Below are 26,240 nucleotides of genomic sequence, written 5' to 3'. Positions count from 1 at the left end.
CCGACCGGCTCTGTCCGTATGCGACCGTCGTGCGACCGTGCTCTGCTCGTGCGCGACTGTTCCCGACCGGCCACGGCCCTACCCTTCGACGCGAACTCGGGTATCCCCGGCGGCTGTTGAGGGCATGACGTCCCCACCGGCCGCGCAACCTCGAGGAGGGGCACGTGCTTCAGCCCGCGTACCAGGCAGACGTCGTCGTGGTGGGAGCCGGGGTCGCCGGACTCTCCGCCGCCCATCGGCTGATCAGCGCAGGTGTAACGACCGCAGTCCTGGAGGCCGCCCCTTGCGTGGGCGGCCGCATGTCGACCGAGAAGGTCGACGGGTTCCGGCTCGACCGCATCGGACAACTGCTGTCCACGGCGTATCCCGAACTGGCCCTGGCACCGGCGCTGGCCGCGCTGGCGCTGCGGTCCTTCGCCCCCGGTGTGCTGGTGCACAGCGACGGGCGCCATCACCGCGCCGGCGCGCAACCGGGCGCGGGGGGCGCACGCGGCGCACTCCACGCGGTGCGCGCCCTGGCCAGCGCACCCCGGCCGTCGGGACTCCCCCGGCCCGGACCCGCGTCGGCGCCCAGGGCCCGGCCCGGCGCCCCGCTGGGCACCGCCGTGGACCAGGCCCGGCTCGCGGGCGCGCTGACCCGGCTCGCGACCACACCGGTGGAACGGCTGCTGCGCCGACCGGAGCTGCCGGCCGGCCGGGCCCTCGCGGCCCGCGGGCTGCCCGCCGGCACGATCGACGGCTTCCTGCGCCCGCTGCTCGCCGCGCTGTTGTGCGACCCGGAGCTGTCGACGTCCAGCCGGTGCGCGGACCTCGCGCTGCGGGCCTTCGCGGCGGGGCGGCTGTGCGTGCCGGAGGGCGGCGCCGACGTGCTGCCCGAGCTGCTCGCGCGGTCGCTGCCGCCGGGCACCGTGCACACCGGGGTGCGGGTCACCTCGGTCGCCACCGACACCGTGACCACCGCCGAGCACGGGGAGTTCCGCTGCCGGGCGGTGCTGGTCGCCACCGACGGGGTGACGGCCGCGGAGCTGCTGCCGGGGCTGCGGGTGCCCGACTTCCACCCGGTGACCGTCGTCCACCACACCACGGACGAGCCGCCGGCGACCGGCGGGTCGCTGCTCCTGGACGCCGACCGGGGCGGTCCGGTCGCGCACACGGCGGTGGTCAGCGAGGTCGACCCGAGCCGGGCCCCGGCGGGCCGCGCCCTGGTGTCGTCGACGGTGCTCGGGCCGCCCCCGGCCGACGTCGACACGGCGGTGCGCATCCACCTGGCCCGGCTGTACGGCGTCCCCACCGCCCGCTGGGAGACGCTCGCCGTGCACCACACCCCGCGGGCCGTCCCGGCGATGCGTCCCCCGCACGACCTGCGGCGCCCGGTACGGCTGCTGGCGGGCCTCTACGTGTGCGGCGACCACCGGGACACCAGCACCGTGCAGGGGGCGCTGCACTCGGCCCACCGGGCGGCCCGGGCGATTCTCGCCGACCTCGGCGCGGCCGGTTCCCTGCACCGCGCGGACCCGGTCCGCACGACGGCCAGAGCCGCTTGACGGAGGTGCCCGGCCCCGGCTAGCCGAGGGCCGCGGCGACCTTGTCGCGGTAGGTGCGCACGGCGGCCGCGTCCTTGTACGGCTCCAGCCGGCGTTCGAAGTCCCTGACGTACTCCACCGCCCGCACCGACCTCATCTCGGCCGCCTGCCCGGCCGCCTCGGCGGCGAGCCGGCAGGCCTGGTCCAGCTCACCGAGGCCGAGGCGGGCGCAGGCGAGGACGACCCGGCAGAACAGCCGGGAGCGGGCGTGCGCGGCGGGCCGCAGCTGCAGGGCGCGCTCGGCGTGCTGCGCGGCCGCGCGGTACTGCTGCAGGTCGCGGTGGCAGTGGCCGCACTCGTCGGCGAGCTGCGCCTCGTCGAAGAAGCGCGCCCAGTACGGCACCTCGTCGCCCTGCTTGGCCGTCTCCAGGGCGCGTTCGGCGCGCACCAGCGACGCGGTGCAGGCGCGGACCTCGCCGAGCACCCCGTGCCCGCGCGCCTCGACGGCGTGCAGCAGGGCCTGCACGGTGGGCGGCGCGTGGCTGCCGGCGCCCTGCTGCGCCACGCGCGCGAGCTGCACCGCCTCCCGGCCGTGCCCCAGGTACACCGCCTGGCGGCTCATGGTGATCAGCACGTACGCGCCGTAGGCCCGGTCCCCGGCCGCCTGGGAGAGCCGCAGGGCCTGCACGAAGTAGCGCTGGGCGAGCCCGTGCGCGGCGATGTCGTACGAGGTCCAGCCGGCGAGGCGGGTCAGGTCGGCCGCGGCGGCGAACAGGCGGCGGCCGGTCTGCTCGCCGTAGGTGCCGCGCAGCATCGGCTCGCACTCGTGCTCCAGGTAGCGCACGAGGGCCTGGCGGGCGTGCCCGCCGCCGTACTTGTCGTCGAGGCTGCGGAACAGCTCGCCCACCGAGCGCAGCGCGGCGATGTCGCCGCCGGTGACGCGCTGGCCGGGGGCGCGTTCGGTCTGGGAGCGCTGGCGGGGCACCACGGCGCGGCCCTGCGCGGGCACCCGCGGGGGCTGCTCGCCGCGGGCGACCCGCTCGTCGGGCTTGCCGATCAGCCAGTCCCGGCTGGGCACCACGAGCCCCGCCGGGGTGAAGGCGATCTTGCGCAGCTCGGCGTGGCTGCCGGAGTCCTTGCGCCACAGGCCGCTGACGATGTCGACGGCCTCCTCGGGGCTGCCGGCGAACTCCAGCCCGGCGTACACGGGGGCGCAGGCGTCCAGGCCGAGGTCCTGCGCGGTGAGCCGGCGGCCGAGGCGGCGGGTGAAGACCTCGGCGATGAGGGCCGGGGTGGTGCCGCGCGGCTGCTGCCCGCGCAGCCAGCGGGTGACGGAGGTCTTGTCGTATCTCAGGTCCAGGCCGTGTTCCAGACCGAGCTGGTCGACGCGCCGGGCCAGACCCGCGTTGGAGAACCCCGCTTCTGCGATGAGCGCGGCGAGCTGGCGGTTGGGGGTGCGCTGCGCGGGTCGTTCCGTCATCTGCGGTGCGGTCTCCTGCCTTCCGCGCACCCGAAGTGCGTGGATTGCCTCTGAGCAGCCCTTTTTGGCCTGGTGAACGGCGCGAATGTAGCGGAGAGTGAGCAGCCGCTCGCACAATCCGGCGGGCATTCATCCGATCGTGTGAGGATTGGCCGCAGGGCTGACGCGCGACCGGCAGTCGTACAGTGGCGTTGGCGCGTTTCATGCCTTACGGCGTCCGGCGCACACCGACGCCGCGTGCCGACGACTTCGAGGGAGGCGCTTGCCGTGAGTGAGTTGCGGTTCGTCCGCATGGGGTTCGGCGCGGACGCCGTCGAGTACCAGGCGGCCTGGGACGAGCAGCGCCGGGTGCACGCGGCCCGGTTCGCCGACGAGGTCCCGGACACCGTGCTGCTCCTGGAGCACCCGCCCGTCTACACGGCGGGCCGGCGCACCGCCGACAGCGAGCGGCCCCTGGACGGGACGCCGGTCATCGACGTGGACCGCGGCGGCAAGATCACCTGGCACGGCCCGGGCCAGCTCGTGGGCTACCCCATCCAGAAGCTGCCCCGCCCCGTGGACGTCGTCGCGCACGTGCGGCGCCTGGAGGAGGCGCTGATCCGCGTCTGCGCGGAGTTCGGCCTGGAGACCACCCGGGTCGAGGGCCGCAGCGGGGTGTGGGTGCTCGGCGACCCGGTCGAGCAGCGCCCCGCGCTCGGCGGCCTCTCCCTGGACTTCGACCCGCGGCTGCACGACGAGGAGTTCGACCCTCGGCTGAACGGCCCGGAGTACGCCCCCTCCAACGCCGGCCAGCGCCGCGAGGACCGCAAGATCGCCGCCATCGGCATCCGGGTCGCCAAGGGCGTGACCATGCACGGCTTCGCCCTCAACGTGAACCCCGACAACGCCTGGTTCGACCGCATCATCCCGTGCGGCATCCGGGACGCGGGCGTCACCTCGCTGGCCAACGAGCTGGGCCGGGACGTCACCCTCGCCGAGGTGCTGCCGGTCGCCGAGCGGCACCTGCGGGACGTGCTGGAGAACGCGGAGCTCAGGCCCCGGGTGGTCGAGCGCGCGTCGGCCTGAGGTCCCGCCCGGGACCGGGCCTAACGCCCTCCGGTTCGACGAGGCCGGTCCCACCGGGGGGACACAACGCACGGGCGTACCCTGGTGTACGCCGAAGAATCGAAGTCTTCGTTCATCGATGAGCAGGGAGCCGACGTGTCCGCAGTCACACCCGACGGACGCAAGATGCTGCGCCTGGAGGTCCGCAACAGCCAGACCCCCATCGAGCGCAAGCCCGAGTGGATCAAGACCCGGGCGAAAATGGGCCCCGAGTACACGAAGATGCAGAACCTCGTGAAGAGCGAGGGCCTGCACACCGTCTGCCAGGAAGCCGGCTGCCCCAACATCTACGAGTGCTGGGAGGACCGGGAGGCGACCTTCCTCATCGGCGGCGACCAGTGCACCCGGCGCTGTGACTTCTGCCAGATCGACACCGGCAAGCCCGAGGCGCTCGACCGCGACGAGCCGCGCCGCGTCGGCGAGTCCGTGGTCACCATGGACCTGAACTACGCCACCATCACCGGCGTCGCCCGCGACGACCTGGAGGACGGCGGCGCCTGGCTGTACGCCGAGACCGTCCGCCAGATCCACGCGCAGACGGCGCAGCGCGAGGGCGGCCGCACCAAGGTCGAGCTCCTCGCACCCGACTTCAACGCGGTCCCCGAGCAGCTCGCAGAGGTCTTCTCCGCCCGCCCCGAGGTCTTCGCGCACAACGTCGAGACGGTCCCGCGGATCTTCAAGCGGATCCGCCCCGGCTTCCGCTACGAGCGCTCCCTGAAGGTGATCACCGCCGCACGCGACTTCGGCCTCGTCACCAAGTCGAACCTGATCCTCGGCATGGGCGAGACCCGCGAGGAGGTCGTGGAGGCGCTGCAGCAGCTCCACGACGCCGGCTGCGAGCTGATCACCATCACCCAGTACCTGCGCCCCTCCGTGCGCCACCACCCGGTCGAGCGCTGGGTCAAGCCGCAGGAGTTCGTGGAGCTGAAGGAGGAGGCCGAGCGGATCGGCTTCTCCGGTGTGATGTCCGGGCCGCTGGTGCGGTCCTCGTACCGCGCGGGCCGGCTGTACCAGATGGCCGTCGAGAAGCGCGGCGCCTTCGTGGCCGCCCAGGCCGTCTGACCACGGGCGACCCCACCCGGCCGGCCACGGGGCCGTCCGTGTGAACTCGCGCACAAGAACCTACTGGCCGGTAACGGCCGATTCGACGCGGCCTCGGCCGTCCTCGCAGCTGAGGGCGTACGCCGGGGCCGCGTCCGTCGTCGCGTGACGCGTATCAAGGTTTCATCGCCGTTTGACCGGTCGGTCACGCCCTGGTAACACCAGTCAGTGACCCTGGCATCACACCACGTAGGCCGTACCGCCCACGCCGCATACGAGGGGGATCCCCACATGCAGGCCGCGCCACCTGTTCGCGCCACCGCCATCCCGTCCTTCACCGACGCCCTGCGCGCCGTCGAGTCGCTGCTGATGAGCGGCGGCCAGCGCACCGCCCGCCGAAACGCCTGGACCTCCGTGCTGGAGGACCGCCGCCGCGCCAAGGACCGCGTCGAGGCCCAGCGCGTCCTCGACCAGGCCGCTTCCCTCACCTCCTGAGGCACCCCCGACCACGGAGGGCGCCGTTCCGCCTCCCCGCCGGGCACCGGCCGGGCACTGCCGTCGAAGGCACTCCCGGGGCCACGTAGACTTCGTGCCATGGCGAGGAAGGAAACCGCAGCGGACGCTGCGAACCCCGGGCGACTGAAGCAGATCGCCCTGACCTACAAGATGACCAGCAAGGTCGACAAGAAGATCGGTCTTGTACTCGCGGCTGTCGGGATCGTCACCTTCGGTGTCTTCCTCGCGATCGGCTTCCTGATCGGTCACCCCATCTATCTCGGCATCCTGGGCCTCCTGCTCGCCTTCCTCGCGACGGCGATCGTGTTCGGGCGCCGGGCCGAGCGGGCGGCCTTCGGGCAGATGGAGGGCCAGCCGGGCGCCGCCGCGGCCGTGCTGGACAACATCGGCCGGGGCTGGACCACCACCCCCGCGGTGGCGATGAACCGCAGCCAGGACGTGGTGCACCGGGCCGTCGGCAAGGCCGGCATCGTCCTGGTCGCCGAGGGCAACCCGAACCGGGTGAAGAGCCTGCTGGCCGCCGAGAAGAAGAAGATGAACCGCATCGTCGCGGACGTCCCGGTGCACGACGTGATCGTCGGCACGGGCGAGGGCCAGGTCGAGCTGAAGAAGCTGCGCACCACCCTGCTGAAGTTCCCGCGCGTGCTGACCGGCCCGCAGGTCACCGCGACCAACGACCGGCTGCGGGCGCTCGGCGACCTGATGAGCAACATGCCGCTGCCCAAGGGCCCGATGCCCAAGGGCATGAAGCTGCCGCGGGGCGGCCCCAAGGGCCGCTGACACCGGCGACACGTACGAGGCGAGGGGCGCCCGGATCACTCCGGGCGCCCCTCGCCGTACGTCTTGTCTGCGGTCCGGACGCTAGATGCGCACCTCGACGGTGCGGGCCAGGCGGTCGTGCAGGCCGCGGCCGTCGCGGTCCCAGATCAGGGCCGGGACCGCCAGGCACAGCAGCACGGTGCGCAGCAGGGCGCGCAGCGGGTTGACCGTGCCGGTGTCCAGGGCCAGGACCCGGATGCGGAAGAGGCGCTTGCCGGGTGTGAAGCCCACCGTGCCGACCGTCAGGGCGCTCATCACGAAGAAGACGAGCAGCGCCCAGTTGCTGGTGGCGGGGGTGTAGCCGTCGGTGATGAGGCCGTATGCGATCAGGACGCACAGCGCCCAGTCCACGGCCAGCGCGCCGAGGCGGCGCCCGGGGCGGGCGATCGAGCCCGGTCCCTCCTCCGGCAGACCCAGTTGCCGTCCCCGGTATCCGAAGTCGGCACCGGCGTCCTCCATGGCCGCGCGCGGCCCGGAGAGCCACGATCCCACTGCTCGCCTGTTGTCCACCCGACCACGGTACTGCGCCCGTGGGCTGCGGCTGCTACCCGGGGTGTGCGGGTACTAGGCTCGAACAAGGCCGGTTAACTTCAGCGAAACAAATGGGTCACGCACGAGAAATCACCCGTCCCTAGGGTCGAGGACAGCGTGTGCCACCCGCACTGGCCGCACGAACGATCTACCACCCCGGCAGGCGGTCGGGAGTAGGAGGAGCTGGATGTTCCAGAACGCCGACGAGGCCAAGAAGTTCATCGCGGACGAGGACGTCAAGTTCGTCGACGTCCGGTTCTGCGACCTGCCGGGCGTCATGCAGCACTTCACGGTGCCCGTCGAGGCGTTCGACCCGGACGAGGAGCTCGCCTTCGACGGGTCGTCGATCCGTGGTTTCCAGGCGATCCACGAGTCCGACATGGCGCTGCGCGCGGACCTGTCGACCTCCCGGATCGACCCGTTCCGCCGAGACAAGACGCTCAACATCAACTTCTTCATCCACGACCCGATCACGGGCGAGCAGTACTCCCGCGACCCGCGCAACGTGGCGAAGAAGGCCGAGGCGTACCTGGCGTCGACGGGCATCGCCGACACCGCGTACTTCGGCCCCGAGGCCGAGTTCTACGTCTTCGACAGCGTGCGCTTCGCCACCTCGGCGAACGAGTCCTTCTACCACATCGACTCCGAGGCGGGCGCCTGGAACACCGGTGCGGTGGAGAACAACCGCGGCTACAAGGTGCGCTACAAGGGCGGCTACTTCCCGGTGGCCCCGGTCGACCACTTCGCCGACCTGCGCGCCGAGATCTCCCTGGAGCTGGAGAAGTCCGGCCTGAAGGTCGAGCGCCAGCACCACGAGGTGGGCACCGCCGGCCAGGCGGAGATCAACTACAAGTTCAACACGCTGCTCGCCGCGGCCGACGACCTGCAGCTCTTCAAGTACATCGTGAAGAACGTGGCGTGGCGCAACGGCAAGACCGCGACCTTCATGCCGAAGCCGATCTTCGGTGACAACGGCTCGGGCATGCACGTGCACCAGTCGCTGTGGAGCAACGGCGACCCGCTGTTCTACGACGAGGCCGGCTACGCGGGCCTGTCGGACACCGCCCGCTACTACATCGGCGGCATCCTCAAGCACGCCCCGGCGCTGCTCGCCTTCACCAACCCGACGGTGAACTCGTACCACCGCCTGGTGCCGGGCTTCGAGGCGCCGATCAACCTGGTGTACTCGCAGCGCAACCGCTCCGCCGCGATGCGCATCCCGATCACGGGCTCCAACCCGAAGGCCAAGCGCGTCGAGTTCCGCGCGCCCGACTCCTCCGGCAACCCGTACCTGGCCTTCTCGGCGCTGCTGCTCGCGGGCCTGGACGGCGTCAAGAACAAGATCGAGCCGGCCGAGCCGATCGACAAGGACCTGTACGAGCTGGCTCCCGAGGAGCACGCGAACGTCGCCCAGGTCCCGACCTCCCTCGGCGCCGTCCTCGACGCCCTCGAGGCCGACCACGAGTTCCTCCTCCAGGGCGACGTGTTCACGTCCGACCTGATCGAGACGTGGATCGACTTCAAGCGCACGAACGAGATCGCCCCGCTGCAGCTGCGTCCGCACCCGCACGAGTTCGAGCTCTACTTCGACGTGTGACATCACCCCGGGGGAGCGGGTTTCCGCTCCCCCGGGCCGTCCGGCGCCCCCGCTCCTGTTCCGCAGGGCGGGGGCGCCGTCGTATCGTTCCTGCACGACTGTTCGACGAGGTGACGGGGGAGACACGGGGATGTCCGAACAGGACGACCAGCGGGAGTTCGACCTGCGGTGGGCCGACGCCGCGGAACACAAGGAGCCCTCGGCGCGGGCCCGGATGCTGGCCGCCCGCTGGAAGGACGCCCCGCCCCGGCCCCAGCCCTTCCGCGGCACCCCGGAGCCGAGGACGGCCCGACGCTCGTCGTGGGCGTCGACGGCGATCGTGCTGGGGTGCGTGGTGGCGGTGATCCTCGTTCTCGGGTACGCGCGGTTCCAGGCGCCGTACTAGCCGTGCACGTGGACGACGACCCGCGTGCGGGAGGGGCCGCCGCGGTGCGGCTCGCGCGGGGCGAGGACGTGGAGGGCGTCCTGGACGGGGGCGACCCCCGGGCGTGGCTCGCGCTGGACGCGGGGGTGCGGCGCGCGACCTGGTGGCGTGCCGGTGCGGGCCGGGCCGAGTGGGAGCGCGTCGCTCCGCTGCCCGGCGATCCCGCGGGGCTCGACGCGTCGCGGTACGCGCTCGCCCTGTGCCATCGCGACGGGCGGGTGCGGGAGGCCGCGGTGCGCGGGGTGGCCGACCGCCCCGCCCTGCTGCCGTTGCTCGTCGTGCGCGCCGCCGACTGGGTCGCCCCGGTGCGCCAGGCCGCGCGGCAGGTGCTGCGGGAGCTCGTGCACGGTGACGCCGTCGGCGGGGACGGCCTCGGGGCCGTCGTCGGGCTGGCGCCCGTGATCCTGCTGGTGGGCCGACGGGAGCGGGGGCACTTCGGTGTCGCGCTGCTGGACGAGGCGCTGCGCGACCCGTCCCGGCCCTGGCCGCCCTCGCTGCCGGCCCACGCCGATCCGGCCGTGCGGCGTCACGCCCACCGGGTGGCGGTCGAGACGGGCCGCCTCTCCCCCGCCGAGCTGGCCCGCACCGCCGCTCGGGACGCGGACACGGTCGTCCGGTCCCTGTGCGCGGAGGCGGCCCTGGCCGCCGTTCCCGAGGGCCGGCCCTGCGAGGAGGTGGTGGGTCCGCTGCTCGGCGCCCGCTCGCCGCAGGCCCGGTCGGCGGGGGTGACCGCGCTGCGGCGCACCGGGGAGCCGGAGCGGGCGGTGGCGTTCCTGGCCGACCGGTCGGCGCTGGTCCGGGCCTGCGCACGGTACGTCGTACGGCAGACCGGGGGCGATCCGCCGGCGTGGTACCGGGAGCGGTGCGCGCGGGCCGGGGATCCGCTGCTGCCGCCGGGCGCGGTGATCGGGCTCGCCGAGTGCGGGGAGCGGGCGGACGCCGGCCCGCTGTGGGCGCTGCTCGGGCACCCCTCGGCCGCCGTGCGGGCCCGCGCCGTGGCCGGGCTGCGGCTGCTGGACGTCGCCGACGCAGGACGGCTGCACCCGCTGCTCGACGACCCTGCGCCCGCTGTCGTGCGCGAGACCGCGCTCGCCGTGGAGCCCTCGGTGCACCTGCTGTCCGAGGAGTGGCTGGGCGAACGGCTCGACGCCGGGCGGCCCCGGCACGTGCGCGTGGGTGCGCTGCGGCTGTCGTTCCGCCGGGGCGGGAGCGCGCGGGCACGGGCGCTGCGGGTCGCGCGGGAGGACGCCGACCCGGTGGTGCGCGCACGGGCGGCGCGGGAGGCGGCGCGCTGAGGGGCCCGCTCGCCGGTCCCCGCCCTCGCCCCTTTCTTGACCCTCCCTGCTCCTCTGCCCGATCCCCCTCCCGGTCCCGGCGGCGTTCCCGGGCACAGGGACCTTTTGCTGCTCCTAGGCCCGATCGGGAGAGGTTCATGGGGAGGGGCGGAGGCACACTGGCTGCAGGGACGAGTGCCCGAGTGCCGGGTGGTGGAAGATGCGGAGCCGTTTTCGCAGTGATCGGCGGCTGACCGTGCGGATGACGGTCACCCTGTTCCTGCTGGGACTGTTGTACGTGGCCTTCGTGGCCGCGCTCGTGCTGCTGCTGAAGTCGTGGGTGCTGGTCGTGGTCGTGGCGGCGGGTCTGCTCGGCGCCCAGTACTGGTTCTCCGACCGGATCGCGATGTTCGCGATGCGCGGGCGGGTCGTGGAGCGCGCGGAGTACCCCGAGCTGCACGCCGTGGTGGACCGGCTGTGCGCCCTGGCCGACATGCCCAAGCCGGTGGTCGCGGTGTCCGCCATGGAGATGCCCAACGCCTTCGCCACCGGGCGCAACCCCGACAACGCCGTGGTGTGCGTGACGACCGGGCTGTTGCGGCGGCTGGAGCCCGCGGAGCTGGAGGGCGTGCTCGCGCACGAGCTGTCGCACGTGGCGCACAAGGACGTCGCCGTCATCACCATCGCGTCGTTCCTCGGCGTGCTCGCCGGGCTGATCGTGCGGTTCGCCCTGTACTCCGGGCTGTTCGGCGGGCGCCGGGACCAGAACACCGCCGCCGTGCTCGCCGCGATCATGGGCGTGTCGATCGCCGTGTACGCGCTCAGCTTCCTGTTGATCAGGGCCCTGTCCCGGTACCGGGAGCTGGCCGCCGACCGGGCGGCGGCGCTGCTCACGGGCCGGCCCTCCGCGCTAGCGTCGGCGCTGACCAAGGTGTCCGGCGACATCGCCCGCATCCCGACCAGGGACCTGCGCACGGCCCAGGCCTTCAACGCCTTCTACTTCACGCCGGCCGCCGGCCGGGAGCCCGGCATCGAGCGGATCTTCTCCACCCACCCGACGCTCCGGCAGCGCGTCGAGCAACTGGCCCGCATCTCCGCCGAACTGGGCGAGGCCGCGACGCCCGGCCGGGGCTGAGGGACCGAGGGACTGATGATGGGGCTGCTCGACATCCTGCTCGGCCGTACGAAACCGGTCGCGCCCGACCTCGACCGGCTGTTCGCGCTGCCGTCGGCGGCGGTCACGCTGGAGGCCGCTACCGGGTTCACACCGACCGGGCAGGGCGCGGTGTGCTTCGCCACGGTGGAGGGCGCCGCCTTCGAGCAGACCCACCGCGAGGTGCGGGCGCTGCTGGACGCGGACACCGACCGCACGGGCCCGCCGGTGGACCTCGTCCGGGACGCCTACGGCTACTCCTGGCTGGTCTCGCGTCGCTCCCCCGACGAGCTGTCCCTGCTGGTCAACGACCTGCACGCGGTGAACAGTTCCATGGAGGTCAACGGCTTCGGCCCGCAACTGCTGTGCTCGCTCGCGGGGTTCCGCGCCGCCGACCCGGACGACGACCGGCGCCTGGCCCTGGTCTACCTGTACAAGCGGGGCACCTTCTACCCGTTCGCGCCGCTGCCCGGTGCGGGGCAGCGGCGCGACAACCCGCTCGAACTCCAGGTGCGGGGAGCGCTCGCCGGCGACCTCGGGATCGAGCAGGACCTCGGCCGGTGGTTCCCCGTGTGGGGCGCCCCCGGCCTCTGAGGCGCTAGGCCGTGTCCGCAAAGTCCCGCCTGCCCTACGACGCCCGGCACGCACTCTCGCCGCACCGGGCGAACACCCGAGTACGGCCAGTACGCGGACGTCCGCCCGGCACGCCGAGAGCACGCACCGGACGCCGCAGGGCCCGCCCTCCGGGCGGACGACGGGACTTTGCGGACACGACCTAGCTGTTCTTCCCCTGGCCGCTCTTCTCGCGGGCCTGGCGGCGGGCCTCGAAGGGACGCTCGCGACGGTAGCGGCGCTCCCACTTGGCCTGCGTGTCCCGGCGCTCGCGGTACGCCTTGTACGACGTCGGCGCCGCGCCGCCGGCCGGTCCGGCGGTGGGCGGCACGGAGGGCGACGCACTGCGCCCGTACCGCACGTACAGGAACAGCACCGCGATCGCGGCGAGCCAGTAGAGCTGGTTTCCGAATCCCAGGACGACCAGGACGAGGGTCCCGGTCAGGACGATGGTCCCCATGACGGGCCTCCGTAGGTGTGGGTGGGTGACTGGCGGTGACGGTCCCCTCCGTCCCGCGGGCTCCAGCGTAGGGATGCGGTCACGCACCGTGCACCTGCTTTTCCCGGCCGGGTCCGGACCTCGACCGCGGTGGCGGGCCGTTGTCAGTGGTGGCGGGCACGATGGAGGGGCGGGCCGGCGACCGGGGGCCGGCGGTGCGGTGGCGGACGGGGAGACCTGGGAGGTCGGCATGGCGGACGGACGGCGGTACGTGGGCCCGGCGGAGCGGCGGGCCCGGCTCGCCCTGCGGCACCGGCTCACGGCGCGGGCGCGGGCCGGGAGCCCGGAGGACGTCGCCGACTCGCTCGTGGCGCTGCACGGCAGCGATCCGGCGACGGTGTACCTGGCGGTCGGGGCACGGCTGACCGACCCGGCGTCGACGGTGCCCCGCACGGACCGGGCGCTGTACGAGGACCGGTCGCTGGTGCGGATGCACGGCATGCGGCACACCGTGTTCGTCTTCCCGACCGACCTGACCGCGGTCGTGCACGCCTCGACGGGGCTCACGGTGGCGGCGCGGGAGCGGGCGATGCTGCTGAAGAGCATGGCGCAGGCCGGGGCGCCGGACGCGGTGTGGCTGAAGGAGGTCGAGGAGTCGGCGCTGGCCGCCCTGGCCCGGCTCGGGCAGGCCACGGCGGCGGAACTGGCGCGCGAGGAGCCGCGGTTGCGGGAGCAGTTCGTGTACGCGGCCGGGAAGAGCTACGAGGGCGTGCACACCGTCGGGACGCGGCTGCTGAAGGTGCTGGGCGTCGAGGGCAAGGTGGTGCGGGGCCGGCCGCTGGGTTCCTGGACGTCGAGCCAGTTCCGGTGGGCGCCCGCGCCCGCGCACCCGGAGCTGGACGCGTCCGTGGCGCAGGCGGAGTTGCTGCGGCGCTGGCTCGCGGTGTGCGGGCCGGCCACCGAGGCGGACCTGAAGTGGTGGACGGGGTGGCGGGTGACGGAGGTGCGGCGCGCCCTGGCGGCGATCGGGGCGCGCGAGGTCGTGGTCGACGAGGGTCCTGCGTACGTCACGGAGGACGACGAGGAGGCGGTGCCGGAGGCCGGGGAGCCCTGGGCGGCGCTGCTGCCCGCGCTCGATCCCACGGCGATGGGCTGGCAGCAGCGGGACTGGTACCTGGCGCCCGGGCTGCGGGACGCGCTGTTCGACCGGAGCGGCAACGTGGGGCCGACGGTGTGGTGGGACGGCCGGGTGGTGGGGAGTTGGGCCCAGCGCCCGTCCGGGGAGGTGGTGTGGCGCCTGCTGGAGCCGGTGGGCCGGGAGGCGGAGTCCGCCGTGGAGGGGGCCGCGGCGACCCTGCGGGGCTGGCTGGACGACACGAGGGTGACCCCCCGTTTCCGGACACCGCTGGAGAAGGAGCTGAGCGGTCGGCCGTGAGGCGAGCGGTCGAGCACGGGCACGTGTGCCCACCCCCGGGGCCGCAGGGAACTGACCACCTCCACACCGGCGCACACCCACCCCAGGGGCGCGGCGAACGGCGCGAGCGACCCCCGACGGCCCGCGGCCGCCCACGGACAGGGCCCGGCTCCACCCCGGCGCCGGGCCCCGTCACAGCGACAGCGTCTAACGGCTGTACTTCATCAGCGCCCGCACCATGTGGCACGTGGTGTCGGACGGCGGGTGGACGCCGATCATCTCGGCGGTGGTGCGGATCGTGTCGTTGCGCGCCTGGTTCGGCAGGTACACGCCCGAGTCGAGCAGGGCGATGGCCAGCCGCATCGCCTTCAGGCGGCGGTTGTGGCCGACGTACCACTCGCGGGGGCGGCCGGGCGGCAGCGGGCGCTTCTCCACGGGCTCGTAGGGCAGGTCGAGCAGGACCGGACGCTTCGCGGTGGACCGGGTCGGCAACGGCGTGGACTTGATGGCGGCAGCGGGCACAGGCATCCTCCTGTCGCGGTCAGGACCGGACCCGGACGCCCCGGGTCCATCCTCGAACACTGCTTCTATTTTACCGCCCCCCACTGACAAAAGCCCCTGGCCACAGGCGCATTCAGGCCTCACGCCCGCTACGGTGAACCTCATGGAGATCTGGATCAACCCGGCCTGTTCCAAGTGCCGCAGCGCGCTCACCCTGCTCGACGCGGAGGGTGCCGACTACACCGTCCGCCGCTACCTGGAGGACGTCCCGACCGAGGACGAGATCCGGGAGGTCCTCGGCCGGCTCGGCCTCGAACCGTGGGACATCACCCGCACCCAGGAGCCTGCCGCCAAGGAGCTGGGGCTCAAGGACTGGCCGCGCGACGAGGGCGCCCGGGACCGCTGGATCACCGCGCTCGCCGAACACCCCAAGCTGATCCAGCGCCCGATCATCACGGCCGACGACGGCACGGCGGTGGTGGGCCGCACCGAGGAGGCCGTACGGGACGCCCTGTCCCGGTAGTCGGGGCGCCGTGACGCAGGTCACTCCGACGACTCCCGCTCCCGGCTGAGTCACCGCGTTCGGTATCTCGTACATAGCGGCGTACGCTCCCCTACCTCTTCAGGAGGCGCGCATGTCGCGCAGGAGAACTCTCAGCACGAAGAAGAAGGTCGCGCTGCTGGTGAGCGCCGCGACGGTGGCGGGAGGCGGCGCCTTCGTCATGGCGTCCACCTCCAACGCCGCCCAGCCCCCGCAGACGGCCGCCCAGTCGTCGGTCTGCCAGGGGCTGGCCACGGCCCTCGGCAACAACGAGCGGTTCATCGAGGGCCAGCGGACCGCACCCGACGCGCAGTCGCAGGCCCGGATCGCCAACCGGCAGGCGGTCATCGAGCAGATCAAGGTCCAGCAGAAGGCGTCGGGCTGTGTCGTGGGGGAGTCGGCTCAGGGCTCCCAGGCGGCGCAGAACGGCCAGCAGGGCAACGGGAACGCGAACGCCAACGGCAAGGGCAACGGCAACGGCAACGGCAACCAGCAGGCCACCACCCCGCCCGGGCAGACCGCCCCGGCCGGCAACGCCGCGGGAAACGCCGGCAACAACGGTGCCGCCTCGGGTCAGCAGGTCTGCAACGGCTCGACCGTCACGCTCTCCGGCGAGGCCGGTGCCCCGGCGGCCTCCAGCAACCAGTTCCCGGCCGGGACGAAGCTGAAGGTGACCAACCTGGACAACAACAAGTCCACCACGGTCGAGGTGACCTCGGTCTCCGGGAGCTGCGTCCTGCTGAACAACGCGGCCTTCGAACAGGTCCGTGAGCCCGGCAAGTTCCTGATCCGCCGGGCCCTGATCCAGAAGGTGGGGTGACGCCCGGCCGCTGACGCCCAGGAAGTCGCTCGGGCGGCGGTCCGGGGATCTCCGCCCCGGCCGCCGCCTTCTCCCCAGGTGCGGCGCGCCGGGGTCGAGCCCCGCTCCCCCGTCCCTCCGGTCCACAGATCCACCGCTCCCCCGCCCCATCGCATACGAGCGCCGGTGCCCTCACCGCGCGAGGCACCCCACGGCACCCCCCGGTAACGCGGGGTTCACACTCGGGCAATGGCCGGGAAATCGCCTGTTGACAGGCTCGCGGGCAACACCGGGCGGTCCCACGGCACCGTTCGACGCGCCCGGACCCACCCCCGAAGGATGTGTCCCGTGAGCTTCAAGGCTGAGTACATCTGGATCGACGGCACCGCGCCGACGGCCAAGCTGCGTTCAAAGACCAAGATCCTGGCCGACGACGCCAAGGGTGCCGAGCTGCCGATCTGGGGCTTCGACGGGTCCTCCACGAACCAGGCCGAGGGCCACGCCTCGGACTGTGTGCTCAAGCCGGTGTTCACCTGTCCGGACCCGATCCGCGGCGGCGACGACATCCTGGTGCTGTGCGAGGTCCTGAACATCGACCTCACGCCGCACCCCACCAACACCCGGGCCGCGCTGACCGAGGTCGCCGAGCAGTTCGCCGCGCAGGAGCCGGTCTTCGGCATCGAGCAGGAGTACACGTTCTTCCGGGACGGCCACCCCCTCGGCTTCCCCAAGGGCGGCTTCCCCGCCCCGCAGGGCGGCTACTACTGCGGTGTGGGCGCCGACGAGATCTTCGGCCGGGACGTCGTCGAGGCGCACCTGGACAACTGCCTGAAGGCGGGCCTGGGCATCTCCGGCATCAACGCCGAGGTGATGCCCGGACAGTGGGAGTTCCAGGTCGGCCCGCTGGCCCCGCTGGAGGTCTCCGACCAGCTCTGGGTGGCCCGTTGGCTGCTGTACCGCACCGCCGAGGACTTCGGCGTCGCCGCGACGCTCGACCCGAAGCCGGTGAAGGGCGACTGGAACGGCGCGGGCGCGCACACCAACTTCTCCACCAGGGCGATGCGCGAGGGCCCCGACGGCTACGCCGCCATCATCACCGCGTGCGAGTCGCTGGGCGAGGGCTCCAAGCCGCTCGACCACGTCAAGAACTACGGCGCCGGCATCGACGACCGTCTGACCGGCCTGCACGAGACGGCCCCGTGGGACCAGTACTCCTACGGCGTCTCGAACCGCGGCGCCTCGGTGCGCATTCCGTGGCAGGTCGAGAAGGACGGCAAGGGCTACATCGAGGACCGCCGCCCCAACGCCAACGTCGACCCGTACGTGGTGACCCGCCTGCTCGTCGACACGTGCTGCTCCGCCCTGGAGAAGGCCGGCCAGGTCTGAGACACCCCGTGCAAGGGGCGCCCGCCGTGCGACGGGCGCCCTTCGCCGCTGTCCGAATGGCGATGCCAGGCGTCCAGGGTGTGGAAGGAGGCTCCTCTGCGGGACCGGTGTCTGCTTCAATGGGGCCATGACCGGATACCAGGGGTGCAGCGCGACGGGTCGTCGTCCTGACCTCGAGCCCTTCTGGCCGTCCCGTCAGCACCACGACTTCGACCGGGTGTGTTGCCGCGCGACGAACGCGCCGGCCCTCTAAAGCCGCCCACGGCCTCCCACGCCGTACGCCCGGCCTTCGGCCCGCGCGCAGTGAACGTCCGTCCCTGACGACCTTCTCGCGCGAAAGAGCTGACCTCTCATGGCGACCACCCGTACCCTGTCCTCCGCCGCCACGCTCCCCTCCGCCCCGTCGACCGCCCGGCACCGCCTGCGTGCCGTCGACCGGGACGAGGTCGTGGACGTGGCGGACTTCCTGCCGCCGGGCGCCACCTGGCTGCCCGCTCCCCCGCACACCCTGCCCGCCCTGCCGGGACAGCCGCCGATGATCGGCTACCTGGTGCTGGTCCCGGCCGACCAGCAGCCGCCGTTCCTGCCGGTGGCGGTCCCCGACGCCCCCCGGGCGCCGGAAGCGCCGCAGCCCGACGCGGAGGCCGAGCCCTTCGTGCGGATCGACCCCGTGCAGCGCACCGCGTGGGTCGACGGGCAGGAACTCGACCTCACGTACCTGGAGTTCGAGCTGCTGGCCCACCTCGTCGCCCACCCGCACCGGGTGCACACCCGTGACCAGCTCGTCACCACGGTGTGGGGCTACGGGCACGTCGGGGACGGCCGTACCGTCGACGTGCACGTGGCGCGGCTGCGCCGCAAGCTCGGTGCCGCGCACCGCGCGTCGATCCAGACGGTGCGCCGGGTCGGCTACAAGTACGTGCCGCCGGCCGAGCGCTGAGCGTCTGCTGACGGCAGAGCGCCGTTCCGTCCCGCGCCCGCACCGGGCACAGTCGGCGGTATGAGACTTCTGGTGCTGGGCGGGACGGAGTTCGTGGGGCGGGCCGTCGTCGAGGCGGCCCTCGGGCGCGGCTGGGAGGTGACCGTCCTCAACCGGGGACGGCACCGACCACCGCGCGGGGTGCGGCTGGTGCGGGGCGACCGCACCGCGCCCGACGGGCTCGCCGCCCTCGCCGGGACGGCCGGCACCTGGGACGTCGTCGTCGACACCTGGTCGGCGGCGCCGCGCGCGGTGCGGGTGTCGGCGCGGCTGCTGCGGGGCCGCGCCGGACGGTACGTGTACGTGTCGAGCTGCTCGGTGTACGCCTGGCCCGCCCCGGCCGGCCACACCGAGGACGCGCCGCTGGTGGAGGGCGCCGACCCGGACGCGGACCTCACCGACTACGCGCGCGACAAGCGGGGCGCCGAGATCGCCGCCGTCGAGGAGTTCGGCGAGGACCGGTCCCTGCTGGTGCGGTGCGGGCTGATCCTCGGCCCGTACGAGAACGTCGGCCGGCTGCCCTGGTGGCTGACCAGGATCGCCCGGGGCGGTCCCGTCCTCGCCCCGGGCCCGCGGGACCTGCCCCTGCAGTACGTCGACGTACGGGACCTCGCCGCGTGGACGCTCACGGCGGCCGAGCGGGAGCTGAGCGGGCCGTACACGCTGGTCGGGCCGTCGGGGCACGCCACCATGGGCACCCTCCTCGAGGCGTGCGCCGCGGTCACCGGCGGGCCGGCCGAGCTGTGCTGGACCGACCCGCGGGTGGTCCTCGACGCGGGCGTCGAGCCGTGGACCCAGCTCCCGGTGTGGGTGCCGCCGGACAGCGAGCTGCACGACCACCTGCACGCCGCGGACGTCTCGCGGGCGCTCGCGGCGGGCCTGCGCTGCCGCCCCGTCGAGGAGACCGTCGCCGACACCTGGGCGTGGCTGCGGGAGATCGGCGGCACGGCACCGATGCGGCCGGACCGCACGGCGAAGGGGCTGGACCCGGACCGCGAGGCCGAGGTCCTAGGGGGTGTCTCGTCGGTCAGGCCGGATCAGGGAGCGGCGTCCGGTGCCGTGCATCGCAAGGCGGAGGAGGGCGGCGATGCGGGGCATCGCCAACCGACGACAACGCGGCGAGGCGCGGTGCCGGACGCCGCGAGCCCGGCCTGACCGGCGAGACACCCCCTAGCGACGGCCGGACACGGGCCCGGCGGTGTACCTGGCACCACCCTCTGACCGGGGACCTCGGCCCCGTGACCGGCGTCCGGCGGGTCGGCAGACTGGCGTCATGAACACCCACTCGAGGAGCGACGAGGTCCGGGCGCGCACCCGGGCCATGGTGCTGGCCGCCGTCCGGGGACTGACGCTGGCCGTGGCGATGCTGCCGGTGAGCATCCTGTGCCTGGTCCTGACCCTGCTGTCCATCGCCCTGATCCCGATCGGCGTCGGCCTCGTCACCACTCCGGCGGTGCTGGCGGCGGTACGGGCCTTCGCCGACGCCCGGCGCAGGCTCGCCGCCGACTGGTGCGGGGTGCGCATCGAGACGGCGTACCGTCCGCTCCCCGAGGGCGCCAACCCGTGGACGCGCACCTTCGCGCTGCTGCGCGACCGGCAGACCTGGCGGGACGTGCTGCTGCTGCCGGTGGACATGACGGCCGGCTTCTTCACCGCGCTGCTCCCGGGGGTGCTGGTCTTCTACGCGGTCGAAGGGTTCGCGCTCGCGCTCGGCCTGTGGCGGGCGTACGCCGAGTCGCCGGGCGGCACGTACTGGTACGCCTTCTTGCCGGTGTCCGGCCCGTTCTCGGCGCTCGGGGCGATCCCGCTGGCCTGCGGGTTCCTGTTCCTCGGCTACCGCTACGGCCCGCGCCTGCTGACCGCGCACTTCCGGCTGACCCGGGCGGTGCTCACCCCGAGCCAGGAGGAACTGGCCGAGCGGGTGCGGGTGCTCACCGAGACGCGACGGGACGCGGTGGACGCCTCGGCCGCCGAACTGCGCCGCATCGAACGCGACCTGCACGACGGGGCGCAGGCCCGGCTGGTGGCGATGGGCATGGACCTGGGCACCGTCGAGGTGCTCATCGACAAGGACCCGGAGCGGGCCAGGGCGCTGCTCGCGCAGGCCCGGCAGTCCTCCGCCGACGCCCTGGCGGAGCTGCGCGACCTGGTGCGGGGCATCCACCCGCCGGTGCTGGCCGAGCGCGGACTGGGCGACGCCGTACGGGCGTTGGCGCTGCGGCTGCCGGTGCCCACCGAGGTGTCCGTGGACCTCGCGGGCCGGCCGGAGGCGCCGGTGGAGTCGGCGGCGTACTTCGCGGTCAGCGAGGTGCTGACCAACGCGGTCAAGCACTCCGGCGCCGACCGGGTCTGGGTCGACCTGCACCACGCCGACGGCATGCTGCGCGCCACCGTGACCGACAACGGGCGGGGCGGGGCGAGGGTCGGGGCGGGTTCGGGACTGGCCGGGGTGGAGCGCCGGCTTGGTACGTTCGACGGCGTCCTGGCCGTCAGCTCCCCGGCGGGCGGCCCCACGCTGGTGACCCTGGAGATTCCGTGCGCGTTGTCCTAGCCGAAGACCTGTTCCTGCTGCGGGACGGGCTCGTGCGGCTGCTGGAGGCCTACGACTTCGAGATCGCCGCCGCCGTCGAGTCCGGGCCGGAGCTGGAGCGGGCCCTCGCGGAACTGGAGCCGGACGTCGCGGTGGTCGACGTCCGGCTCCCGCCGACCCACACCGACGAGGGGCTGCAGTGCGCGCTGCGGGCGCGCCGGGAGCGGCCGGGCATGCCGGTGCTGGTGCTGTCCCAGCACGTCGAGCAGCTCTACGCACGCGAGTTGCTCGCCGACGGGCGGGGCGGGGTGGGCTACCTGCTGAAGGACCGGGTGTTCGACGCGGAGCAGTTCGTGGACGCGGTGCGCCGGGTCGCGGCGGGCGGTACGGCGATGGACCCGCAGGTGATCCAGCAGTTGCTGGCCCGCGGCGGCGGCGCGGACCGGCCGCTGGACCGGCTCACGCCGCGCGAGCGTGAGGTGCTGGAGCTGATGGCGCAGGGCCGGTCCAACGCGGCGATCGCGGGGAAGCTGGTGGTGACGGAGCGGGCGATCGCCAAGCACACCGCGAACATCTTCACCAAGCTGGGCCTGGAGGTGTCGGACGACGACAACCGCCGGGTCCTGGCCGTGCTCGCCCACCTCGACCAGGACCGGTGACATCGCAACCAGGGTGCGACAACGGCCAGTTGCGACGCGTTCGGTCCGTGGATGCCTGAGGAATTCCTGAGACCGCTGAACACACCTGGGGCGGCGTCCGTATGGGAGGGCGCCGCTTCACTCCTGTCGGGCGCCTCGATGCTGCCCCGCAAGGAAGTCAGAGGAGTTCCATGGGACGCAACACACGTAAGCGCCGTTCGTCGATGGCCACCAAGGCCATAGCCGCATCGGCGGCCCTAGCGCTCGGTGGGGGCGGGCTGATCTGGGCGAACTTCTACGCCTCTGCGCACGAGTCGAACAACCCGTGGCAGCAGAACCGGACGAAGGCCGCCGGCGCGCAGGTGGCGACCATCTCCTGCCCGGACGTCGGCCAGAAGCTGACCAATGTGCCGCGGGCGGCGCGCTACGGCGTGGACAGGGAGCTGGCGAACCTCGACAAGCAGATCACCGAGGCCTACAACCGGCTCGCCTCCACGCGCCAGGCGCAGACCAACGACGCCAACTTCGTGCAGAACGCGATCGTCGGCCCCCTCAAGGAGAAGCGGTCCGCGACGATCGACCGGATCCGCATCGACATCCAGCGCGTCGGCGGCACCTTCGACAACTCGCTCAAGCAGCTCGCCTCCTGCACCACGCAGGCCGCCCAGCCGCAGACCAACGCCGGCGGCAACAACAACGGCGGGCAGCAGCAGAACAACACCGGCGGCCAGCAGCAGGGCAACGGCGGGCAGCAGAACAACAACGGCGGCCAGCAGAACAACGGCGGCCAGAACGGCGGCCAGCAGCAGGGCAACGGCGGGCAGGGCGGCAACGGCCCGGTGGCGTCGGACTTCGTGGACATCACCAAGGTCCAGGGCGGCAGCGCCCAGCTCGGCGTGGGCACCAACGGCCTGCGCGCCAACGGCCGGTCGGGCTCCACGGGCAGCTTCACCACCCGGTGCGGCACCAACGGCAACAACAACCACAACACCGACAACGTGATCGTCGCACCCGGTGTCACCAACGGCGCCCACCACCTGCACGACTACGTCGGCAACCAGAGCAACGACGCCTTCGCGAGCGACCAGGAGCTGGCCGGGGCCGAGACGAGCTGCCAGAACCAGGGCGACAAGTCGTCGTACTTCTGGCCGGTGCTGCGCGTCCAGGACGGGTCGAAGGACTTCGACCAGAACAACGACGGCGGCGGCAAGGAGGGCAACGTCGGCAAGATCCTCCAGCCGGCCCAGGCCCAGCTCAAGTTCGTCGGCAACAAGCGCGGCAAGGTCGTCGCGATGCCGCAGGCCCTGCGGATCATCACCGGTGACGCGAAGTCCTTCGTCAACGGCCTCGGCAACGCCAACGTCAACTGGAGCTGCACCGGCTTCGAGAACAAGGTCCAGCTCCACGACAAGTACCCGATCTGCCCCCAGGGCAGCCAGGTGGTGCGCACGACCAACTTCCAGAGCTGCTGGGACGGCCAGAACATCGACAGCGCCAACCACCGCACCCACGTGGCGTTCGTCCAGGCCGACGGCACCTGCGCCAACGGCTTCAAGGCGATCCCGCAGCTCCAGGTCCGGCTGGTCTACAACGTCCCGGCGCCCAAGCTGCAGAACGGCCAGGTGGTCAACCCCTACGCGGTGGACACCTTCCCCGAGCAGCTGCACAAGCCGGTGACCGACCACAACGACTTCATCAACTTCTTCTCCGCGAACCTGATGAACAAGATGGTCAACTGCATCAACGGCGGCAGGAAGTGCCAGTGATCCACTGAGCGGGCCCGCTCGGGAGGCCCGCGCCGGAAGCCGGCGGCGAGAACATCTCGCCGCCGGCTTCTTCTTGACCGTCGACTGCCACGACCTCAGTGACCGGAGTGGGCCGAGTGGTCGGTGCCCTCCTCGATGTCCCCGCCCAGGGTCCGGCGCAGCGCCGTGACCGTGCCGGTCTCGCCCACCGCCACCCACTTGCGGCCGACGAGGTAGTGACCGCCGTAGTCCTTGGCGCCGTTGATCCACTCGCGCTGGCCGCGGTCCGTGGCGAACGTCGCGAGGATGAACTTCCCCGCGGCCGCGCCCTTGGCGTCCGTGGCGCCCTTGGCGTCCTTGCAGACGGCCTGGCGGATCTCGTCGGCGTCGATCTGGATGTTCGGCGTGCACTTCACCTCGGCGGCGAGGTGCTCCAGGCTGCCGGTCGCCGTCACGGGCACCGTCGCCCGCTGCTCGGTCCCGGACGCGCACCCCGCCAGCGTCAGCACCGCGGCGGCGCCGGCCACCGCGAGCATCGGTCGGGTCACCTTCATCTGTTCCTCCCTCAGGGCCTCGCCCTCGATACGGCTCCCGGGTCCGGAGCGCTCAAAATACCGGCGCCGAACGGCACGGGTGTGCGAAGGTGCCCCGGTGGACGATGACTGGGAGAAGCGGGTGGCGGCCGCCTGGGACACGTTCGGCGACTACGCCGAGGAGGACGCCCCGGCCTTCCGGGCCGTGATCGACCGGCTCGTCGCCGAGCTGCCCGGGGACAGCCCCCTCGGGCCGTTCGAGCAGGCGTGCGCCTGGGACTCCACCGGGCACTCCGACCGGGCGGTCCCGCTGTACCGGCAGGCCCTGGAACGCGGCCTGTCCGAGGCGAGCGGCTACAAGGGCCGGCGCGCCAAGATCCAGTTGTCCAGCTCGCTGCGCAACATCGGCCGGGCCGAGGAGGGCGTCGCGCTGCTGACGCCGGAACTGACCGCGCCGTCGGACGAGTTGGACGACGCCGTGCGCGCCACGCTGGCGCTGTGCCTGTCGAGCCTGGGCCGCGACCGCGAGGGCCTGGCCCTGGTCCTCGAGGCGCTGGCCGCCCATCTGCCGCGCTACCAGCGGTCGATGGCCCACTACGCCCGCGCCCTGGTGGACGAGCCCCCGGCCGGAGCGGGGCACACGGACGGGTGATGGGTCCGTCCGGCGGTGACCGGGCCCGGCGTCGCTCGTTCTCCCGGACGTGCAGTCACAGGATGTCGCCCAGCGCCCCGCCCCCGGCTCCCCCGCGGACCGGGTCGTCGACGTCGAGCAGGCCGAGGCCGCCCTCGTCGAGCACTATCCGCGCCTCGTCCGGCTCGCCCATCTGCTGCTGCCGTCGGGACTCGGCCGCAGCCGGCGGGTCCTGACCGCGCACGCCCTCGCCCAGCGCGCCCTGCCCCGCAGCCGCGCGGCGGCCCCGGTGATCCCGGCGCAGTCCACGGGCCGGGACGGCGACCCGGGGTACGCCTACGTCCGCCAGCGCGTGGTGCGCACGGCGCTGGAGGCGGGCCTGCCGCTGCGCCGCCGGGCCTGGCCGAAGCGGGCCCAGTTGCCGCCGGTGCTGCCGCAGGTGCGGGGCCTGAAGCTGTTCCCGCGCTCCGGTGGCGCCGAGGAACTCGCCCTGGACCAGGAGCTGTCCGCGCTGTCCGGCCCGGCCCGCGCGGCGTACGTGCTGCGCGGCCTGGAGCGGATGACCGACGGCGAGGTGCGCAGGATCCTCACCGAGTGCGGCGTCGAGGACCCGGACGAGGCGCTGGACGAGGCGGACACGGTGCCCGCCCGCTACGCGCTGCTGGATTCGCCCGAGTTCGACCCCTGCTCGCTGCAGGCGCGGCCCACCGATCTGATGCGCCGCCGCCAGCACGCCCGGGCGGCCCTCGTCGCGGCCGCCGCGCTCGCCGTGTGCGGGACGCTCCTCGCGCTGCCCGGCGACGGCTGGGGACCCGACGGCGCCGCCGCACCGTCGTACGCGCGCAACCCCGCCGCCGAGGCCGCGCTCGACCCGGGCCGGCTGGTCAGGGTCTCCCCCGCCGCCTGGCGCACCTCCCCGCGCACCGACTTCTCGGCGTGGCCCGCGCGCGGTGAACTGACGGCCGACAAGAAGCTGTTGCGGCGCGCGCTCGCGGTATGGGCGCGGCCCGGCGAGTCGGTGCAGGTCTCGGCGACCCCCGGCACCCCGTCCGGCGGCCCGGCCGGACCGCCGCAACTGCTGTACGCGGGCGCCGTCGACAGCGCGCGCGTGGTGATCCTCTACGACGGCCTGCGCATCGCCCGTTACGCCGAGCCGAAGGACGGCACGGTCGGGGCCGCGCTGGACCTCGCCCGGGTCGACGGCGCGAGTGGCGCCGCGGCGAGCGCGGTCGTGCTGGGCCGGTCCGACGGCAACGTGCGGTACCTGACCGCGCCGTGGGTGACGAAGGCGACCGAGCGGGACCTGTCCAAGCCGGGCGCCGGGGAGATGGCCCTGACGCTGACCGACGGGATCACCTCCCCGCTGGCCAGCCCGGCGACCCGCAGCGGGGCGTGCACGACGTGGAACGTCCTGGAGGTGACCGACGCCTCCGGCGCGCACCTGCTGAGCGACCTCGGCGAGCTGGTGCCGGCGCTGCTCACGTCCGGGCGGCCGACCGCCGAGCACGACCCGACGGGCGCGCTGGGGCTGCGCACCTGGGCACCGTTCGCCTGCTCGCTGGGCGAGGTGCGCGGACAGGGCGTGCGGACGGTGAACGCCTGGCAGTACGCGCGCCAGCCGCTGCCCGACGGGAGCGGCACGGCGACCTGGGTGTGCACCCGGGCGGACACCTGGCGCGGGGACGGCAGCCGGGTACTGGCCCAGTTCCGCACGCCGGGCGGGCTGTTCGGGGCGGCGGTGGCGACGGCCGGGGACGTGCCGGCCTGCGGGCCGCGCGACCCGCACGTGCTGGCCGGGGTGTTGTGGAAGGCACAGGGCGGGAGCTGGCACCTCCTGGCGGCCGGCGCGAAGGGCACCGAGTCGATCCGCGCGACGGGCGGGGTGACCGGCTCCGGTGAGGGCAGTCTGCTGGCGCTGCGGGCGGCGCAGGGCAGCCGGGCGGAGCTCTCCGGACGGCTGGCCGACGGGAGGACGATCCACGGGCTGCGGTGAACGCGGGTGAACCCTCCCGGTCGCTCCGGGCCGTTCG

The 26,240-nt window shown here is 73.4% G+C and carries 26 protein-coding genes; 21 read left to right on the top strand and 5 right to left on the bottom strand.

Annotated elements, in window-relative coordinates; genetic code table 11:
• The first annotated feature begins 164 nt into the window (after positions 1 to 164).
• On the top strand, positions 165 to 1,544 hold the full coding sequence (locus E4U92_RS11765) for an NAD(P)/FAD-dependent oxidoreductase (protein WP_137300280.1): 1,380 nt from the start codon (positions 165 to 167) through the stop codon (positions 1,542 to 1,544).
• A gap of 19 nt (positions 1,545 to 1,563) precedes the next feature.
• Here E4U92_RS11765 and E4U92_RS11760 read toward each other — a convergent pair whose 3' ends face one another.
• Entirely contained in the window at positions 1,564 to 3,003 is a 1,440-nt protein-coding gene (locus tag E4U92_RS11760; protein ID WP_137300279.1) for an NsdA family TPR-like regulatory protein, read from the bottom strand.
• 267 nt (positions 3,004 to 3,270) lie between these two features.
• On the opposite strand from E4U92_RS11760, the gene lipB reads away from it, so the two are divergent.
• The 4 genes from lipB (at position 3,271) to E4U92_RS11740 (ending at position 6,444) form a co-directional block, all read left to right on the top strand.
• Positions 3,271 to 4,068 carry a lipoyl(octanoyl) transferase LipB gene (lipB, locus tag E4U92_RS11755; RefSeq protein ID WP_137300278.1) on the top strand — a complete coding sequence of 266 codons (798 nt, stop codon included), beginning with the start codon at positions 3,271 to 3,273 and terminating at the stop codon, positions 4,066 to 4,068.
• 135 nt (positions 4,069 to 4,203) lie between these two features.
• Positions 4,204 to 5,169 carry a lipoyl synthase gene (lipA, locus tag E4U92_RS11750; protein ID WP_137300277.1) on the top strand — a complete coding sequence of 322 codons (966 nt, stop codon included), beginning with the start codon at positions 4,204 to 4,206 and terminating at the stop codon, positions 5,167 to 5,169.
• A 270-nt stretch (positions 5,170 to 5,439) separates the two neighbouring features.
• The gene (locus tag E4U92_RS11745) at positions 5,440 to 5,643 is read left to right on the top strand and encodes an SCO2195 family GlnR-regulated protein (RefSeq protein WP_067231594.1); all 204 of its coding nucleotides are present in this window, start codon (positions 5,440 to 5,442) and stop codon (positions 5,641 to 5,643) included.
• 99 nt (positions 5,644 to 5,742) lie between these two features.
• Positions 5,743 to 6,444 (top strand): DUF4191 domain-containing protein, encoded by a 702-nt coding sequence (locus E4U92_RS11740; protein ID WP_137300276.1) that lies wholly within the window; start codon positions 5,743 to 5,745, stop codon positions 6,442 to 6,444.
• A gap of 81 nt (positions 6,445 to 6,525) precedes the next feature.
• Here the strand turns inward: E4U92_RS11740 and E4U92_RS11735 are convergent, their stop codons facing one another.
• Positions 6,526 to 6,993, bottom strand: a complete 468-nt coding sequence (locus E4U92_RS11735) for an RDD family protein (protein ID WP_137300275.1) — start codon at positions 6,991 to 6,993, stop codon at positions 6,526 to 6,528.
• 208 nt (positions 6,994 to 7,201) lie between these two features.
• Here E4U92_RS11735 and glnA point away from each other — a divergent pair, with 208 nt between their 5' ends.
• From glnA to pspAB, 5 genes are all read left to right on the top strand, one after another.
• Complete coding sequence (gene glnA / locus E4U92_RS11730; protein WP_137300274.1) at positions 7,202 to 8,611, top strand: type I glutamate--ammonia ligase; 1,410 nt, start codon at positions 7,202 to 7,204, stop codon at positions 8,609 to 8,611.
• Positions 8,612 to 8,741: 130 nt separating this feature from the next.
• Entirely contained in the window at positions 8,742 to 8,996 is a 255-nt protein-coding gene (locus tag E4U92_RS11725) for an SCO2583/SCO2584 N-terminal domain-containing protein (RefSeq protein WP_137300273.1), read from the top strand.
• 8 nt (positions 8,997 to 9,004) lie between these two features.
• On the top strand, positions 9,005 to 10,330 hold the full coding sequence (locus tag E4U92_RS35865; protein ID WP_168725095.1) for a hypothetical protein: 1,326 nt from the start codon (positions 9,005 to 9,007) through the stop codon (positions 10,328 to 10,330).
• A gap of 199 nt (positions 10,331 to 10,529) precedes the next feature.
• Positions 10,530 to 11,444 carry a zinc metalloprotease HtpX gene (gene htpX, locus E4U92_RS11715; protein WP_137300272.1) on the top strand — a complete coding sequence of 305 codons (915 nt, stop codon included), beginning with the start codon at positions 10,530 to 10,532 and terminating at the stop codon, positions 11,442 to 11,444.
• Between the two features lie 18 nt (positions 11,445 to 11,462).
• Positions 11,463 to 12,056, top strand: coding sequence for a PspA-associated protein PspAB (gene pspAB / locus E4U92_RS11710; RefSeq protein WP_137300509.1), 594 nt, complete (start codon positions 11,463 to 11,465; stop codon positions 12,054 to 12,056).
• Positions 12,057 to 12,237: 181 nt separating this feature from the next.
• Here pspAB and E4U92_RS11700 read toward each other — a convergent pair whose 3' ends face one another.
• On the bottom strand, positions 12,238 to 12,534 hold the full coding sequence (locus E4U92_RS11700) for a hypothetical protein (protein ID WP_137300271.1): 297 nt from the start codon (positions 12,532 to 12,534) through the stop codon (positions 12,238 to 12,240).
• A 229-nt stretch (positions 12,535 to 12,763) separates the two neighbouring features.
• Between E4U92_RS11700 and E4U92_RS11695 the strand changes: the two genes are divergently transcribed.
• Positions 12,764 to 13,948 (top strand): winged helix DNA-binding domain-containing protein, encoded by a 1,185-nt coding sequence (locus E4U92_RS11695; RefSeq protein ID WP_137300270.1) that lies wholly within the window; start codon positions 12,764 to 12,766, stop codon positions 13,946 to 13,948.
• 186 nt (positions 13,949 to 14,134) lie between these two features.
• On the opposite strand, the gene E4U92_RS11690 is transcribed toward E4U92_RS11695, so the two are convergent.
• Entirely contained in the window at positions 14,135 to 14,449 is a 315-nt protein-coding gene (locus E4U92_RS11690; RefSeq protein WP_137300269.1) for a hypothetical protein, read from the bottom strand.
• Between the two features lie 142 nt (positions 14,450 to 14,591).
• Here E4U92_RS11690 and E4U92_RS11685 point away from each other — a divergent pair, with 142 nt between their 5' ends.
• The 8 genes from E4U92_RS11685 (at position 14,592) to E4U92_RS11650 (ending at position 23,067) form a co-directional block, all read left to right on the top strand.
• Positions 14,592 to 14,951: an arsenate reductase family protein gene (locus E4U92_RS11685; protein ID WP_137300268.1), complete on the top strand. Its 360-nt coding sequence runs from the start codon at positions 14,592 to 14,594 to the stop codon at positions 14,949 to 14,951.
• Between the two features lie 112 nt (positions 14,952 to 15,063).
• Complete coding sequence (locus E4U92_RS11680) at positions 15,064 to 15,789, top strand: RlpA-like double-psi beta-barrel domain-containing protein (RefSeq protein WP_137300267.1); 726 nt, start codon at positions 15,064 to 15,066, stop codon at positions 15,787 to 15,789.
• Between the two features lie 327 nt (positions 15,790 to 16,116).
• Positions 16,117 to 17,154 (top strand): glutamine synthetase, encoded by a 1,038-nt coding sequence (gene glnII / locus E4U92_RS11675; RefSeq protein ID WP_137300266.1) that lies wholly within the window; start codon positions 16,117 to 16,119, stop codon positions 17,152 to 17,154.
• A gap of 352 nt (positions 17,155 to 17,506) precedes the next feature.
• On the top strand, positions 17,507 to 18,094 hold the full coding sequence (locus E4U92_RS11670) for a winged helix-turn-helix domain-containing protein (RefSeq protein WP_137300265.1): 588 nt from the start codon (positions 17,507 to 17,509) through the stop codon (positions 18,092 to 18,094).
• 60 nt (positions 18,095 to 18,154) lie between these two features.
• Positions 18,155 to 19,288 carry an SDR family oxidoreductase gene (locus tag E4U92_RS11665; RefSeq protein ID WP_137300264.1) on the top strand — a complete coding sequence of 378 codons (1,134 nt, stop codon included), beginning with the start codon at positions 18,155 to 18,157 and terminating at the stop codon, positions 19,286 to 19,288.
• 118 nt (positions 19,289 to 19,406) lie between these two features.
• Positions 19,407 to 20,684 carry a sensor histidine kinase gene (locus E4U92_RS11660; RefSeq protein ID WP_137300263.1) on the top strand — a complete coding sequence of 426 codons (1,278 nt, stop codon included), beginning with the start codon at positions 19,407 to 19,409 and terminating at the stop codon, positions 20,682 to 20,684.
• Complete coding sequence (locus tag E4U92_RS11655) at positions 20,669 to 21,322, top strand: LuxR C-terminal-related transcriptional regulator (protein ID WP_137300262.1); 654 nt, start codon at positions 20,669 to 20,671, stop codon at positions 21,320 to 21,322. The genes E4U92_RS11660 and E4U92_RS11655 overlap by 16 nt, the downstream gene beginning before the upstream one ends.
• Positions 21,323 to 21,492: 170 nt before the next feature.
• Positions 21,493 to 23,067 carry a DUF1996 domain-containing protein gene (locus E4U92_RS11650; protein ID WP_137300261.1) on the top strand — a complete coding sequence of 525 codons (1,575 nt, stop codon included), beginning with the start codon at positions 21,493 to 21,495 and terminating at the stop codon, positions 23,065 to 23,067.
• A gap of 95 nt (positions 23,068 to 23,162) precedes the next feature.
• Here E4U92_RS11650 and E4U92_RS11645 read toward each other — a convergent pair whose 3' ends face one another.
• The gene (locus E4U92_RS11645; RefSeq protein WP_174863806.1) at positions 23,163 to 23,600 is read right to left on the bottom strand and encodes a hypothetical protein; all 438 of its coding nucleotides are present in this window, start codon (positions 23,598 to 23,600) and stop codon (positions 23,163 to 23,165) included.
• Positions 23,601 to 23,697: 97 nt separating this feature from the next.
• Here E4U92_RS11645 and E4U92_RS11640 point away from each other — a divergent pair, with 97 nt between their 5' ends.
• Both E4U92_RS11640 and E4U92_RS11635 read left to right on the top strand, forming a co-directional pair.
• On the top strand, positions 23,698 to 24,231 hold the full coding sequence (locus E4U92_RS11640; RefSeq protein WP_373311465.1) for a tetratricopeptide repeat protein: 534 nt from the start codon (positions 23,698 to 23,700) through the stop codon (positions 24,229 to 24,231).
• Positions 24,232 to 24,280: 49 nt separating this feature from the next.
• A complete protein-coding gene (locus E4U92_RS11635) occupies positions 24,281 to 26,203 on the top strand; it encodes a hypothetical protein (protein ID WP_137300259.1) in 1,923 nt (640 codons plus the stop codon).
• Positions 26,204 to 26,240: the final 37 nt, after the last annotated feature.

The organism is Streptomyces galbus (assembly GCF_005280195.1).
In the GTDB taxonomy this organism is placed as follows: domain Bacteria; phylum Actinomycetota; class Actinomycetes; order Streptomycetales; family Streptomycetaceae; genus Streptomyces; species Streptomyces galbus.
This window is presented reverse-complemented; position numbering and strand designations above follow the sequence as displayed.